General features: G+C 56.5%; 12 protein-coding genes. 5 read left to right on the forward strand and 7 right to left on the reverse strand.

What is annotated here, in order from left to right; genetic code table 11:
- Positions 1-177 precede the first annotated feature (177 nt).
- Positions 178-1,653 (forward strand): TrkH family potassium uptake protein, encoded by a 1,476-nt coding sequence (locus QMG44_RS15880; protein WP_086532112.1) that lies wholly within the window; start codon positions 178-180, stop codon positions 1,651-1,653.
- A gap of 33 nt (positions 1,654-1,686) precedes the next feature.
- On the opposite strand, the gene ftsP is transcribed toward QMG44_RS15880, so the two are convergent.
- The 4 genes from ftsP to QMG44_RS15900 form a co-directional block, all read right to left on the reverse strand.
- Entirely contained in the window at positions 1,687-3,099 is a 1,413-nt protein-coding gene (gene ftsP, locus QMG44_RS15885; RefSeq protein ID WP_020883655.1) for a cell division protein FtsP, read from the reverse strand.
- Between the two features lie 59 nt (positions 3,100-3,158).
- Positions 3,159-3,896: a 1-acylglycerol-3-phosphate O-acyltransferase gene (plsC, locus tag QMG44_RS15890; protein ID WP_020883654.1), complete on the reverse strand. Its 738-nt coding sequence runs from the start codon at positions 3,894-3,896 to the stop codon at positions 3,159-3,161.
- A 164-nt stretch (positions 3,897-4,060) separates the two neighbouring features.
- A complete protein-coding gene (gene parC, locus QMG44_RS15895) occupies positions 4,061-6,319 on the reverse strand; it encodes a DNA topoisomerase IV subunit A (protein WP_014171622.1) in 2,259 nt (752 codons plus the stop codon).
- Between the two features lie 118 nt (positions 6,320-6,437).
- Positions 6,438-6,839: a YgiW/YdeI family stress tolerance OB fold protein gene (locus QMG44_RS15900; protein WP_020883653.1), complete on the reverse strand. Its 402-nt coding sequence runs from the start codon at positions 6,837-6,839 to the stop codon at positions 6,438-6,440.
- A 138-nt stretch (positions 6,840-6,977) separates the two neighbouring features.
- Between QMG44_RS15900 and qseB the strand changes: the two genes are divergently transcribed.
- The 4 genes from qseB (at position 6,978) to QMG44_RS15920 (ending at position 10,015) form a co-directional block, all read left to right on the forward strand.
- On the forward strand, positions 6,978-7,637 hold the full coding sequence (gene qseB, locus QMG44_RS15905; RefSeq protein ID WP_025203157.1) for a quorum sensing response regulator transcription factor QseB: 660 nt from the start codon (positions 6,978-6,980) through the stop codon (positions 7,635-7,637).
- Positions 7,634-8,983: a quorum sensing histidine kinase QseC gene (gene qseC / locus QMG44_RS15910; protein WP_086532111.1), complete on the forward strand. Its 1,350-nt coding sequence runs from the start codon at positions 7,634-7,636 to the stop codon at positions 8,981-8,983. The genes qseB and qseC overlap by 4 nt, the downstream gene beginning before the upstream one ends.
- 105 nt (positions 8,984-9,088) lie before the next feature.
- Positions 9,089-9,670, forward strand: a complete 582-nt coding sequence (locus QMG44_RS15915) for an NAD(P)H-dependent oxidoreductase (RefSeq protein ID WP_020883651.1) — start codon at positions 9,089-9,091, stop codon at positions 9,668-9,670.
- A 30-nt stretch (positions 9,671-9,700) separates the two neighbouring features.
- A complete protein-coding gene (locus QMG44_RS15920; protein WP_014171627.1) occupies positions 9,701-10,015 on the forward strand; it encodes a putative quinol monooxygenase in 315 nt (104 codons plus the stop codon).
- Between the two features lie 58 nt (positions 10,016-10,073).
- Here QMG44_RS15920 and QMG44_RS15925 read toward each other — a convergent pair whose 3' ends face one another.
- The 3 genes from QMG44_RS15925 to QMG44_RS15935 are packed head-to-tail and all read right to left on the reverse strand — an operon-like array spanning position 10,074 to position 14,401.
- A complete protein-coding gene (locus QMG44_RS15925) occupies positions 10,074-11,261 on the reverse strand; it encodes a glycoside hydrolase family 88 protein (RefSeq protein WP_020883650.1) in 1,188 nt (395 codons plus the stop codon).
- A 27-nt stretch (positions 11,262-11,288) separates the two neighbouring features.
- Positions 11,289-12,554, reverse strand: a complete 1,266-nt coding sequence (locus QMG44_RS15930; RefSeq protein ID WP_025203155.1) for an oligosaccharide MFS transporter — start codon at positions 12,552-12,554, stop codon at positions 11,289-11,291.
- A gap of 32 nt (positions 12,555-12,586) precedes the next feature.
- Positions 12,587-14,401 carry a DUF2264 domain-containing protein gene (locus tag QMG44_RS15935; RefSeq protein WP_086532110.1) on the reverse strand — a complete coding sequence of 605 codons (1,815 nt, stop codon included), beginning with the start codon at positions 14,399-14,401 and terminating at the stop codon, positions 12,587-12,589.
- Between the last annotated feature and the right edge of the window lie 137 nt (positions 14,402-14,538).

Consider the following 14,538-nt stretch of genomic DNA (forward strand, 5'->3'; position numbering starts at 1 on the left):
CAAAAGGAGCGGGATTATACGCTGTTAGTCCGCCGGATTTGAAGAAAAGGATGCAAGAAGTAAACAGAAAATCCTGGAAGCCGTTAAAATACAGCGCACTGTTAATTTTGGATCATAATATCCACTCTATCTTGCGGTAATCAGTTACCGGGATGCATTCTGGCACGGAGTTTCTTTGTGAAGTTCAACGATTCGTTACATGTGTCCCAGCTGCGGGTTGTGCTTCACCTCTGCGGTTTTCTGGTTCTTCTGTACAGCCTGTCCATGCTGCCGCCGATGGTTATCGCCCTGCTGAATAAAGAGCGAACCTACTTTGCTTTTTTAACCACCTTTTTGACCTTTTTCACTCTTGGTGGACTCACCTGGCGGGCAACACGTCATTCCGGTATACAGCTGCGCACCCGTGACGGTTTCGTGATTATCGTTCTGTTCTGGCTGCTGTTTTCATTGATTAGCGCCATGCCGTTATGGATGGATGACGGTCTGCAACTCTCCTTTTCCGATGCGCTCTTTGAAGGGGTCTCAGGGATCACCACCACCGGGGCGACGGTGATTGGGGACGTCAGTGCCCTGCCGAAGTCGTACCTTTATTACCGCGCTCAGCTCAATTTCATTGGCGGATTAGGGGTCATCGTACTGGCCGTCGCGGTCCTGCCGCTGCTCGGTATCGGTGGCATGAAGCTGTATCAGTCGGAAATGCCTGGGCCGTTCAAGGAGGAGCGCCTGACGCCCCGACTCGCCGATACCGCGCGTACGCTGTGGGTAACCTATCTGGCGCTGGGACTGGTCTGCACGCTGGCGTACTGGCTGGCGGGCATGCCCTTTTTTGACGCCGTCTGTCACGGGCTTTCCACCGTCTCATTGGGTGGGTTTTCAACCCGAAGTGAGAGCATCGGGTTTTACGACAGCCACGCGATTGAGCTTGTCGCCGGGGCTTTTTCACTGCTTTCCGCGTTTAACTTTACCCTCTGGTATGTCGTCATCGCGCGCCGCACGCTGAAACCGATTCGGCGCAGCCCGGAGGTGAAATTCTTTCTCGGTGCCGCCACCGTCATTATCGCCATCCCCGCCTGGCAGGTGTGGCACGCGGGGATGTACAACGGTACCGACAGCCTGGTACATGCCTTCTTTCTGGCCAGTTCCATGATGACCGACAACGGTCTTTCGACGGCCGATTACGCTCACTGGCCTCCCCACACCATTTTCCTGCTGCTGAGCGCCAGCTTTTTTGGCGGCTGCGTCGGCTCTACCTGCGGCGGGATCAAAGCGCTGCGTTTTCTCATCATGTTTAAGCAGTGTATTCAGGAGATGAATCAACTCGCGCATCCGCGCGCGCTGCTGAGTATTAAGGTCGGCAAAAGCGTCGTGAATGAACGCGTTCTGCGCTCGGTGTGGAGCTTCTTTTTTCTCTACGTGATGATAACGGGCTTTTTCGTCTGGGCGCTGAACCTGCTGGGATACGATCTGTTCACGTCATTTGCCACCGTTGCGGCCTGCATTAACAATATGGGGCTGGGGTTCGGCGAAACGGCATCAACCTTCGGGACGTTAAAAGACGAGGCCAAGCTGTTGATGTGTGCGGCGATGATTATGGGGCGTCTGGAAATTTATCCGGTGCTGATCCTGTGCTCACGCTTTTTCTGGCGGGCATAAACATTCCCGGCGAACCGGGAATCGTATCGTGGTTTAGGGTGCCGGGTTGACCAGCATCTGGCCGACGGATCCCCTGTCCATCATCTCCAGCGTCTGGCTGTGGAACAGGAACGGGAAGTGCGGCCACGAAGGCTGTCCGTAGTAGACCAGCAGTTCGACCTGCCCATCCACCCAGACGGTATCCTTCCAGCCCCTGTCTTCAGGGAACGGCATCGCGCCATTGACGTTGCGGATCAGGAAACTCACCCCTTCGATATGGAACGACTGCGGCATGTCCGAGCGAACCGTCCAGCGCTCCCAGGTACCCTGCTGCGCGGTAATATCGATACGGTTAACGTCCCACAGCGTGCCGTTGATCCCCGGGTCGTCGCCCAGGCTGATATCGCGGCTGCGCACCGGCGAACCGCTCATGATCTCCTGCGGTAGCAGGCGCATCGGCAGGCTGTCGGTCACCAGCGGCAGCAGGCCGGTAGGACGCAGGGTCAGCACCAGGGTGGAGACCAGGATACTCGACGGCTCAAAGAAACCGCGAATGCGGTCCACAATGCTGGCCGCTTCGCCACAGGTGATCGACACCTCATCACCGTTGGTCATATCAATAAGGATTTCGCGGCGTTCGCCTGGCGACAGCGCCAGCTGCTTCACGGAAACCGGGGCCGGTAAAAAGCCCTGGTCGCCGGAGATGACGTGTAGCGCGCGGCCATCGCTCATTTGTAGCTGGTAGCGGCGCGAGTTAGAGGCGTTCAGCAGACGCAGACGTACCCACCCGCGCGACACTTCGACATACGGACTTTGCGCGCCGTTAACCAGCAGCGTATCGCCAACGAAGCCACCGCTGCCCGGCTCGCTGTATTCCGGCGTGCCGAAATTATCCAGCCGTTTGTCCTGAATAATGACCGGAAAATCATCCACGCCATAGTGGTTCGGGATTGGCAGGGATTTACTGATTTCATCTTCCACCAGCCACATGCCGGCCAGGCCGTTATACACCTGCTGGGCCGTGCGGTTAGGGGTATTGGCATGATACCAGAGCGTCGCCGCGCTCTGACGAATCGGCAGAACGGGCGCCCAGTCAGCGTTAGGCGACATCATGCGCGCCGCGCCGCCAAGCAGCGGGCCAGGCACCTGTAAACCACTGATGGTCATGGCGACATTTTCTGTCGTACGGTTACTGTAGATCAGCTTAACGTCATCGCCATTCCACACGCGTATGGTCGGCCCAAGGTAACGCCCGTTAATGCCCCACACCGGCGCACGCGTGCCCTGGGTAAAGGACCAGTGGCTGCGCTGTAGCGTCAGGAAAAGCGGCTGCCCGCGACGGGATTCTATTAACGGCGGAATGGGCAGCGGCTGTTGCTGCCCGGCGGCGTTGGCTGTCAGCGGCAGCGCACCCGCACAAAGGGCGATCCCGGAAGCCTGAATAAACTGACGCCGACTGAATGACATATAAGCTCCATCTGAAACGACTAACAACGCGGGAATTCGTTTTCCCTTTTAACGCCGGCTTACTTCTTACCGGCGGCTTCTCTCTCTGCGACTTCTTTGTCGAGCAGCGCAATATGCTGAGCCATCAGTTCACGGCAGTGTGCTGCCAGCTCGCGAACCTGATCTTTACCGTATTTACTGGTATCCACCGGCGGCAGCATTTCGACAATCACCAGCCCGTTATTCAGGCGGTTAAGATTAATCTTATTAGAAGTATTGGAAACACACACAGGAATAATTGGAACACCTGCCGCAATTGCAGCATGAAACGCACCGGTTTTGAACGGCAGCAGGCCACGACCACGGCTGCGCGTCCCTTCCGGGAACATCCAGATTGAGATCCTGCGCTTTTTGAAGTGATTAACCACTTCAGCAATAGTGCTGTGCGCTTTCGCGCGGTTGTTACGGTCAATCAGCAGGTTACCGGTCAGCCAGTACAGCTGGCCGAAAAAAGGGATCCACAGCAGGCTCTTTTTGCCCACGGTCACGGTCGGTGGCAGAACAATGTTGGAGGCCGTCACCATATCGTAGTTGTTCTGATGGTTAGCGATAAAGATGGCGTTACCGAAGTTCTCAGCCCCTTCCGGCAGGCGTTTTTCAACCTTCAGGCCAAACAGCGGCGCAAGGCGGCCGAACATATGGCCAAAGGTGGCGACATGTTTCGGATTGCGCGGACTGAACAGGCAATAAATAGAGCCGAAAATACAGACCAGAATGCAGTAAATAATGGTAAGAATTAAACGAACAATGAATAGCATAGCGACCTCTGAAGCCCTGACAGCTGACAATTATACTTCACCTGTGGCCAGGTAAGGACTTTATTACGAGCGCGTATTGTTAATCGCAACGCACGAATTAACAACGATTTTACGGGAAATTTTATTGAAATTCCCCCTCCGGAACAGAGGGGGAGATAACGGCGTTACTCTTCGCTGTCGCCCGCGGTACTGCGCGCAGGAGAGTCAATCTCCACGCGGTCAATACGCTGCAGGCCGCGCATCAGCGAGCCGCGTCGACCGCGCTCGCCCACCACTTTCTGCAACTCTTCCGGACGAAGCTTGATTTTACGTTTGCCGACATGAATGGTCAGCGTGCTCTGCGGCGGCAGAATAAAGAGGTGCGCCAGACCATCTACCCCTTTCGCCGCTTCCGCTGACGGGATGCTGATGATCTTGTTGCCCTTGCCTTTTGACAATTCCGGCAGGTCGCTGACCGGGAACATCAGCATACGCCCGGCGGCAGTGATCGCCAGCAGCATATCGCTGTCGTTTTCCACCACCAGCGGCGGCATCACATGCGCGTTGTCAGGCAGGCTGATCAGCGCCTTACCGGCACGGTTGCGGGAAACAAGATCGTTAAAGGTACAGATAAAGCCGTACCCCGCGTCAGACGCCAGCAGCAGTTTCTGGTCATCGGCTTCCATCAGCATATGGTCAACCGTCGCACCCGGCGGCAGCGTCAGCTTACCGGTAAGCGGTTCGCCCTGTCCGCGGGCAGAAGGCAGCGTGATCGGGTCGATGGCGTAGCTGCGCCCCGTCGAGTCGATAAAGGCGACCGGCTGGTTGCTCTTACCTTTCACGGCGGCTTTAAAGCTATCGCCCGCCTTGTAGCTCAACCCTGGCGCGTCGATATCGTGACCTTTAGCACTGCGCACCCAGCCGCTCTGAGACAGCACAATGGTGACCGGCTCTGATGGCTGCATGTCGTGCTCATTCATCGCCTTCGCTTCTTCGCGCTCATGCAGCGGAGAACGACGGTCGTCACCGAATGCATCGGCGTCAGCCTGCAGCTCTTTCTTAAGCAGGTTGTTCATCTTGCGTTCGGACGCGAGGATCGCCTGCAGCTGATCGCGCTCTTTTTCCAGTTCGTTCTGCTCACCGCGGATCTTCATCTCTTCGAGTTTGGCGAGATGACGCAGTTTCAGTTCAAGGATCGCTTCGGCCTGGGTTTCACTGATGCCAAAGCGCGACATCAGCGCCGGCTTCGGCTCGTCCTCGGAACGGATAATCTCAATAACTTCGTCGATATTGAGGAACGCCACCAGCAAACCTTCAAGGATGTGCAGGCGTTTAAGCACTTTTTCCAGTCGATAGTTCAGACGGCGGCGAACGGTATCGCGGCGGAACGTCAGCCATTCGCTCAGGATCTCCAGCAGGTTTTTCACTGCCGGACGACCGTCGAGGCCGATCATGTTCAGGTTGATGCGGTAGCTTTTTTCCAGATCGGTGGTGGCAAACAGGTGGTTCATCACCTGCTCCATGTCCACGCGGTTGGAACGCGGCACGATCACCAGACGCGTCGGGTTCTCGTGGTCGGATTCGTCGCGCAGGTCATCCACCATCGGCAGCTTTTTATTGCGCATCTGGGAGGCAATCTGTTCCAGCACTTTCGCGCCGGAGACCTGGTGCGGCAGCGCGGTGATGACCACTGCGCCGTCCTCTTTGGTCCACACCGCACGCATGCGCACGGAGCCGCGGCCGTTCTGGTAGATTTTGCGGATTTCCGCGCGCGAGGTGATGATTTCGGCCTCGGTCGGGTAGTCCGGCCCCTGCACGATATCCAGCAGATCGTCCAGCGTGGTTTTCGGCTGTTCAATCAGGGTGATGGCGGCTTTCGCCACTTCACGCAGGTTGTGCGGCGGAATGTCCGTCGCCATACCCACCGCGATACCGGTAGTGCCGTTCAGCAGGATGTTCGGCAGACGCGCAGGCAGCATTTTCGGCTCCTGCATCGTACCGTCGAAGTTTGGCACCCAGTCCACGGTTCCCTGACCCAGCTCGCCCAGCAGCACTTCAGCATAGCGGGAGAGACGGGATTCGGTATAACGCATCGCTGCGAAGGATTTCGGATCGTCCGGCGCCCCCCAGTTCCCCTGACCATCCACCAGCGGATAACGGTAAGAGAACGGCTGTGCCATCAGCACCATCGCTTCATAACAGGCGCTGTCGCCGTGCGGATGGTATTTACCCAGTACGTCACCGACGGTACGGGCGGATTTTTTGAACTTGGCGGTCGCATTCAGCCCCAGCTCGGACATCGCATAGACGATGCGGCGCTGAACGGGCTTCAGGCCATCCCCGATAAACGGCAACGCCCTGTCCATGATGACGTACATGGAGTAGTTCAGGTAGGCGTTTTCCGTGAATTCATGTAGCGCGAGGCGCTCTGCCATATCGCTCATTATGTGTGATTCCTCAACTCAGAAACCGAAAGGTTTCAGGCAATATTGCCGCAGATACTACCTTATCTGGCGTGTTGAGTCACAAAGAAAAAGGGCCGCATCCGCGGCCCTTTCGGGGTTATTTGTTCAGTTTGATAACCTGCTTCACGTCGATTTCAAAATCGTTCCACTCTTTATCGACTTTACCCTGGATTTCCACCTTATCCTGCGGGGTTACGGTCACGCCGTTCCAGCGCTTGTGGTCAATCTCCACGTTAACCGTACCGGTCTCATCGCGGAAGGTGTAGCGGTCATCAGACAGTCGCTGAGTGATGTTCCCGCGCAGCTTCACCCAGCTGTCGTCCTTCATGTCCTTCACTTTCACCGCGGTGGTGAGGTTCGCGTCATTATCGACAAAACCGCCCGCCTGCGTCTGGGCCTGGGTTTGTGCGGCAGAGGGGCCGTTAAATCCGCCCTGTGCAGCAAAAACAGGGGCAGTGGTCATCATCATGATGGCGGCAATCGCAGCGAATTTTTTCATATTAACTCTCCCTTTAATGTGGTTTCGCAGTCCATTTAACAGGGTAAACCTTAACAACTTCTTAAGGGAAAAATTTATTTATTATTACTGTACAGCAGGCTGATGCAGAGGGTTTACTGACGTTATCAAGGAGGGAACATGCGCATTTTACTGGTTGAAGACGACAAGTTGATCGGCGATGGCATCAAGGCGGGGTTAAGCAAAATGGGCTTTAGCGTGGACTGGTTCACCGACGGAAAAACCGGCCAGACCGCGCTTCATTCTGCACCGTATGATGCCGTAGTGCTGGATCTGACGCTGCCGGAAATCGACGGACTGGATATTCTGCGCGCCTGGCGCGAAAGCGGACGCCGCGAGCCGGTATTGATTCTGACGGCGCGGGATGCGTTAAACCAGCGTGTCGAAGGGCTGCGTCTGGGGGCGGATGATTACCTGTGCAAGCCCTTTGCACTGATCGAAGTGGCTGCCCGCCTTGAGGCGCTGGTGCGCCGAAGCCACGGCCAGACCCGCAGCGAGTTGCACCACGGAAAGGTCACGCTCGATCCCACTAGTCTCGTGGCCACGCTGGACGGCGAAACGCTGACGCTCAAGCCGAAAGAGTTCGCCCTGCTGGAGCTGCTGATGCGTAACGCGGGCCGCGTGCTGCCGCGCAAGCTGATCGAGGAAAAGCTCTACACCTGGGACGACGACGTCTCCAGCAACGCCGTTGAAGTCCACGTTCACCATCTTCGTCGTAAACTGGGCAGCGAATTTATCCGCACCGTGCACGGTATCGGCTATACCCTGGGTGACGCATGAAACTGACCCAACGCCTGAGCCTGAAGCTGCGCCTGACGCTCCTCTTTTTAGTGCTGTCGCTGACGGCGTGGTTTGCCGCAAGCCTGGTCGCCTGGCAGCAGACCACCCACACGCTGGATAAGCTGTTCGATACGCAGCAGATGCTATTTGCCAAACGGCTGTTGACCATGGATCTGGATGAGATCCGGGCCCCCGAACGGATGCGTGAGATCCCCAAAAAAGCGAAGCACGGTCGTCTGGATGACGACGCGCTGGCCTTCGCCATCTACGCCACCGACGGCAAGATGATGTTAAATGACGGCGAAAACGGGCGGGACATTCCGTACCACTATCGCCGTGACGGGTTTGATAATGGACGGCTACAGGGCGACAACGACGAGTGGCGTTTTTTATGGCTCACCTCACCCGACGGGAAGTACCGCGTGGTGGTCGGCCAGGAGTGGGAGTATCGCCAGGAGATGGCGGTAGATGTGGTCAGCTCCCAGTTGACCCCGTGGCTGGTGGCGCTGCCCCTGATGCTGCTGTTGCTGATCGTTCTGCTGAGCCGGGAACTGAAACCGTTAAAAAAACTGGCGCAGACCCTGCGCTCCCGCTCACCGGATGCCACCGACGCGCTCCCGACTCAGGGGGTTCCCACTGAGGTGCGCCCGCTGCTCGACTCGCTGAACCATCTGTTCACGCGAACCCAGGAGATGATGACCCGCGAGCGTCGTTTTACCTCAGATGCCGCGCACGAGCTACGCAGCCCTCTCGCGGCCCTGAAGGTGCAAACCGACGTGGCGCAACTGTATCAGGACGATCCGCAGGCGCAGCAAAAAGCGCTGGCGCAGCTGCATGCGGGTATCGATCGCGCATCCCGGCTGGTGGATCAGCTCCTTACGCTGTCGCGTCTGGACTCGCTGGATAACCTCGACGATATCGAACCGATCGTGATGGCCGATCTCCTGCAGTCGGCAGTGCTGGATATCTGGCATCCGGCACAGCAGGCCGGGATTGATATTCGCCTGAACATTCATGCTCCACAGATCACACGTCAGGGCCAGCCGCTGCTGCTGAGCCTGCTGGTGCGTAACCTGCTGGACAACGCCGTGCGTTATAGCCCGCATGGCAGCGTGGTGGACGTCACGCTGGACACCCGGCGTTTTACCGTGCGTGACACCGGCCCCGGCGTTTCCACCGATGCGCTGGCGCGTATTGGTGAGCGTTTTTATCGGCCACCGGGACAGGATGCAACGGGTAGCGGCCTGGGGTTATCGATCGTCAGGCGCATTGCCACCCTGCATGGTATGCGCGTCGCGCTGGGCAATGCGGCAGAAGGCGGCTTCGAAGTGAAGGTCAGCTGGTAAGGGATTATTGCGTTTAATGCAAAAGACTTTGCACATTTTGCTCATTTAACCGCATCGCTCGCGCGCGTAGAATCCTCGCCATACTTTCATCTTCGAGGACACCTCATGAGCAACATTCTGATTATCAACGGTGCAAAAGAATTTGCGCACTCTAAAGGCCAGTTGAATGACACCCTGACCGAGGTCGCGGACGGTTTTCTGCGCGACGCCGGGCATGATGTTAAGATCGTGCGCGCGGACAGCGATTACGATGTCAACGCGGAAGTGCAGAACTTCTTGTGGGCTGACGTGATTATCTGGCAGATGCCTGGCTGGTGGATGGGCGCCCCCTGGACCGTGAAAAAATACATGGATGATGTCTTCACCGAAGGCCATGGCGCACTGTACGCCAGCGACGGTCGCACCCGCTCCGACGCATCCAAAAAATACGGTTCTGGCGGCCTGATTCAGGGCAAAAAATATATGCTGTCCCTGACCTGGAACGCACCGCTGGAAGCGTTCACCGAGAAAGATCAGTTCTTCGAAGGGGTGGGCGTTGACGGCGCATATCTGCCGTTCCACAAAGCTAACCAGTTCCTCGGAATGACGCCGCTGCCAACCTTTATCGTGAACGACGTCATCAAAATGCCTGACGTCCCGCGCTATATCGCAGAATATCGCAAGCATCTCGCGGAAATTTTTGCTTAACTGGTAACCTGGAATTAGAAGGAGTTAACCATGCTTACTGTTATTGCTGAAATCCGTACTCGTCCAGGCCAACATCACCGCCAGGCGGTGCTGGATGAGTTCGTGAAAATTATCCCCACTGTACTGAAGGAAGAAGGCTGCCACGGTTACGCGCCGATGGTCGACGCCACCACCACCGCCAGCTTCCAGGCTACTGCCCCAGACTCGATCATTATGATTGAGCAGTGGGAAACCGTGGCCCATCTTGAAGCCCACCTGCAGACCGCGCACATGAAAGCGTGGAGCGACGCGGTGAAGGGCGATGTGCTGGAAACGCATATCCGCATTCTGGAGCAAGGGGTGTAAGTTTACCCTGTTCCTGATTCCTGCCCTCCCCCTTCCGGGAGAGGGTCAGGGAGGCATATTACCAGTACAACTTCCAGCTTTGGGTAAACCTGACCAACGCCTCCACGTAGAAGTAGTCCCCCCAGCTCGCGCACTCGTCCACGCCTTTATTGCTTGCCAGATGATAAACGGAGTGCTTCAGCAGCCCAGTGCCCTTCTCATCTTTGCCCATCAGGTAGTGTTTCGTCAGTGACGACATCATTCCTTTTGCCCATTCAGAATACCGCTCGCGATCCGGGTCGGTCACCGGCAGATGCTTCACCAGCTCCAGCAGGCCACATACCGCAATCGCCGCCGAGGACGCGTCGCGTAGCGCATCCGTGCCGACCAGCGCCAGGTCCCAGTGGCAGACGTAATCTTCCGGCAGACGGTTGAGGAAGTAGTTCGCCAGCCGTTTCGACAGGGCAATCATCGTCGCATCACCGGTATAGATGTAGCTCAACAGGAAGCCGTAAATTCCCCACGCCTGCCCGCGCGACCAGCAGGAGTCATCGGCATAGCCTTGCTGAGTATTGCCGTAGCGCGGCGCGCCGGTGTGCACATCCATATAGTAGGTGTGGAACGTTGAGGCATCTTCACGGATAAGGTACCTCGCTGCCTGCATCACGTGTGCTTTGGCGGCATCGGCAAAGCGCGGATCGCCCGTCTGTTCGCTCGCCCAGTAGAGCAGCGGCAGGTTCATATTGCAGTCGATAATCATCCGCCCGGCCTGTTCCGGGTCAGCCAGATCGCCCCACGCCTGAATAATCTTTGCCTTCTCGTGGAAGCGCTCCAGCAGCGCCTCCGCCGCCAGCAGCGAGAAGCCACGCGCCTCACGGTTACCGGTCAGTCGCCAGGCCGCCACGCAGGAGAGCGTATACAAAAATCCCAGATCGTGGGTGTTAGTGTCGTGGCGCCCGGCGATACGCAGGCCAAACGAGCGCACATGTTTTTCCGCCATCGCGCGGAATTTCGCTTCGCCGCTCATCTCCCACGCCAGCCACAGCTGCCCGGTCCAGAAGCTGGTGGTCCACTCCACGTTGTCGGTCAGCGGATAAAAACCCTGCTGGCAGGTTTCCGCCGGGAACTGCTCACCAAACGCCGTTAAATGGCGGCTAATCAGCGCGAGGACATGGTCGCGCGCTGAACTCAGTTCATCGCGGAATACGCGCGAATCAACGGGCACGGGGATAGCGGGCAGGCGTTCCTCTGCGATACGACTTAACATATTTCGGTTCCTTCTTTGACGGCTTAATTATCGTGATGAGGGTTCTGCTACGTTCAGCGCGCGGGGGCCGCGCCATTTACTCTGGCAGGCAGATAACGTAAAGGCAGAAATAAACGTGAAGATCAGCGCCGTGGCGCCCATGATGATATAGGTGTTCTCGAAACCGATGCGGTCATACATATAGCCAGCAGGCGATGAGACCACGACATTGCCGACGTACAGCATCGCCTGATATCCCAGCAAATACATAGTGGCGTTAACACGCTTATCGAAATGTTCGGCAATATATTTAAAGACGGAGACCAGCAGCAGACAAATTTCCAGACCGTACAGCGGCTTAAGAATGGAAATTAACAGATGTGAATCACACAGACCAGAAATAATCAGACGCGCACCGACCACCAGCCCGACAATTAACAGCCCTCGTTTGGCACCAATAGCGTTCACCAGCAGCGGGATCACCATATACATGACAAACTCCATTCCCGACTGCACGGTCCCCAGATAACCAAACACCGCATTGCCCTGGTGAATATCATCAAAGAAGGTCACGAAATAGCGCGAAAACTGCTGCTCGGCGATAAACATCATCCACGCCACACCGGCCACGTACAGACAGAAGGCCCAGAATTTACGGTTACGCAGCAGCGCGTAAACGTCTGACGGGGCAATTTTCTCTTTCGTCAGCACTTCGCCGGCATGTGCGGAGTTAGTGTTCACTTTCAGGCTCAACAGGACAATCAGCATCACCACCGATGCCACGCTGCCCATAATAAAGTTATACGCTGGTGAGAGATTAAACAGCAGGCCGGAGAAGGAGGACGCCACTGCCCAGCCAAGGGAGCCCCACATCCGGATCTGGCCAAATTCCATGCCATTTAAACGGCTAAAACGGTCAGAATAGGATTCGCACGCCGCCACGCCCGCATACCAGGCAAAGCTTAAATAGAGTGCGCCAATAATAATCCCCAGCAGCGTGTTGGACATTAACAGCGGCTGATAGACATAAATAAAGAACGGCGCCATCAGGGCAGACATTGCCACCACAAAATAGAGCAGGTATTTACTCATGCCGATCTTATCGAGAATATAGCCATAAATGGGCTTCAGAATGACGGAGAAAATACCGTTCACCGCAAATACGGTACCAATCACCGAACCACTGAGGTTCGCTTTCTGGCCTAACCAGATAGCCAGCAGGCCAATACTGGCAGACCAGGTAAAGAAATAGAGAAATATAAAACTGCTGATTTTGTAATATTCAGTTCTGTTTGTTGTAGCGGTCTTTTTCATATCATCCTCGCCGACGTGTAGGGTCAGAGTTTTTATAATGAGAACGACAGCTGTCGCTCACTGCCGGGCTCGCGGATAACAACCCGGTTCTCGCTAATATTCAGTTGTGGGACTGCCATAACCGGCTGGCTTTCGCCGGCGACGGCGGCACAACAGAGCCAGCTCTCCCCCTGCGCAAGCGTGGTTTTCAACAGCGGAATGGCAGCGCATTCCGGGAACATAATGCTGCTGTTCGGCGGTGTGACGATGCTGTCCGGTTCACGGTTAACCACCGGAGAGAGATCGACCAGCACGCTGGTGCCGTTACCGGCGACAAGCCAGCATCCGTTCTCACGGATCTGCGGTTCGGTGTTCATCACCGCAAAACCGCCCTCCGCCGTATTCAGTCGACGGGCGCTGTTGATACGGTGCAGTCGCAGGTGCCACTCACCAAACGGCACTTGCCAGGTCTCGATATGGACGTCATGCCACGGAGACCAGCGTGAGTAGAGATAATCTTCAGTGACCCGCACCGCTTCACATTCGCGGCGACCGCGGAAATAGTTATCCCCGTCTGCCAGCAGCAGCATGGAGTCGCAGGCGGCATGTTTCAGGCCAAACCTTCCGCGCTCAATCGTGAAACCAAAGCGGCTGGAGTAGGCAAATTTGGTGTATTTGGCTTCCGTATTCACGTAGTTATTCAGCTCAAGCTGCCCGGCGGTAAGCAGGGTGACGTGCTGCGACTGACCGGCATGCATCAGGATCTGCTGTGCATGCGGGATGACGCGTTTTTCCGCAAGCGCGGGCAGCGGCTGCTCTTCAGCCTGCCAGAACGGATGGTCCTCCGGCATCGCCAGAATCAGGTAGGTTTTCAGCGCCCAGTATGGCGAGCCGGGGGCGTTATAGTCCTCACACATCGCCAGGTTCGGATAAGCAAAACCGAGGGTCAGAATGCCGTCCCGATCGGTGATGGGCTGTTGCTGCCACCAGCGCAGATGGCGCAGCACGATGCCCTTCACAATCCCCGGCGTGAACACCTCCAGACCGGAAAAGGCGACCGCACTCCAGAAGGCGACCATTGCAAAGCGATAGGTCAGGCTGCGACCAAACGGTACCGAGGCACCGTCGGCGGCTGACCAGTAGATAAAGTCTTCGGCGAACAGACGCGAACGCGCTCGCAGCACCTGCGCCCTCTCCTCGTCACCGCTCAGGGTGGCGTAAATCAGGCCGTAGAAATGGAATGCCATCGAGATGTAATAGTCTTTCGGCCGCCCCGGCCCGTCGGAATACCAGCCATCGCCCAGATAATAGGCCTCCATCATCGCAAACCGTCGGTCAATCGCCGTCTGGTCATACGGCAGCCCGGCGCGCTTAAAACCGAGCTGCACCATAATGGCAAAGTAGTTCCAGTTGCTGTCCGGCATTTGCGCATGGGCGATCTGGTTGAGCCATGCGTGCAGGTTCATGACCTCGCGCCTGGTAAAGTGCGCGGTGAGTTTATCCCCCAGCAGGGCAAGCCCCAGACCGTAGGCCGCCATTTCGACCAGACGCTGATCGTAGGGGCCGGTTTCGCCCCAGTAACCGTCACTGTGCGGATCGGTGCCAAGTTTGATCGCGGTAAGGTATTTTTCGCAAAAGGGGCTGGCATCGCCGGATGCCAGCAGCGGAAACAGCCCCCATAACGCACGTGAGAGTCCCTCCATCTGCGCGATATCCGTGCTGTAATGCGCACAGGTTTCACCCAGCGAAAATCGTGAACTGCCCGGCGCAAACGCCTTATCCAGCGCACTCAACAGGGTATTCAATGACGCCACGATATCCTGGCGTGAAGACAACGGATTTGATTTTTCTTTATTTGCCGCCCACATACGCTCACCCTCGTAATCAACTGCGGCAAAGCATAGTGAATCCACACGGGGCAGAAATGTTAGCCATGTCACAGCTAAGAGCGATGAATAAACCCGCAGTTAAGAAAATTTAAAAAGGTGGTTTATAAAGAGATTCT

It is taken from the genome of Enterobacter sp. 200527-13 (assembly GCF_027924865.1).
GTDB lineage: Bacteria > Pseudomonadota > Gammaproteobacteria > Enterobacterales > Enterobacteriaceae > Enterobacter > Enterobacter ludwigii.

Excerpts from the sequence above, each read along its gene's own strand:
- QMG44_RS15915 (WP_020883651.1), top strand. The coding sequence starts at position 9,089 with ATGAGCAACATTCTGATTATCAACGGTGCAAAAGAATTTGCGCACTCT.
- QMG44_RS15935 (WP_086532110.1), bottom strand. The coding sequence starts at position 14,401 with ATGTGGGCGGCAAATAAAGAAAAATCAAATCCGTTGTCTTCACGCCAG.
- parC (WP_014171622.1), bottom strand. The coding sequence starts at position 6,319 with ATGAGCGATATGGCAGAGCGCCTCGCGCTACATGAATTCACGGAAAAC.
- qseC (WP_086532111.1), top strand. The coding sequence starts at position 7,634 with ATGAAACTGACCCAACGCCTGAGCCTGAAGCTGCGCCTGACGCTCCTC.
- qseB (WP_025203157.1), top strand. The coding sequence starts at position 6,978 with ATGCGCATTTTACTGGTTGAAGACGACAAGTTGATCGGCGATGGCATC.
- QMG44_RS15920 (WP_014171627.1), top strand. The coding sequence starts at position 9,701 with ATGCTTACTGTTATTGCTGAAATCCGTACTCGTCCAGGCCAACATCAC.
- QMG44_RS15900 (WP_020883653.1), bottom strand. The coding sequence starts at position 6,839 with ATGAAAAAATTCGCTGCGATTGCCGCCATCATGATGATGACCACTGCC.
- QMG44_RS15930 (WP_025203155.1), bottom strand. The coding sequence starts at position 12,554 with ATGAAAAAGACCGCTACAACAAACAGAACTGAATATTACAAAATCAGC.
- ftsP (WP_020883655.1), bottom strand. The coding sequence starts at position 3,099 with ATGTCATTCAGTCGGCGTCAGTTTATTCAGGCTTCCGGGATCGCCCTT.
- plsC (WP_020883654.1), bottom strand. The coding sequence starts at position 3,896 with ATGCTATTCATTGTTCGTTTAATTCTTACCATTATTTACTGCATTCTG.
- QMG44_RS15925 (WP_020883650.1), bottom strand. The coding sequence starts at position 11,261 with ATGTTAAGTCGTATCGCAGAGGAACGCCTGCCCGCTATCCCCGTGCCC.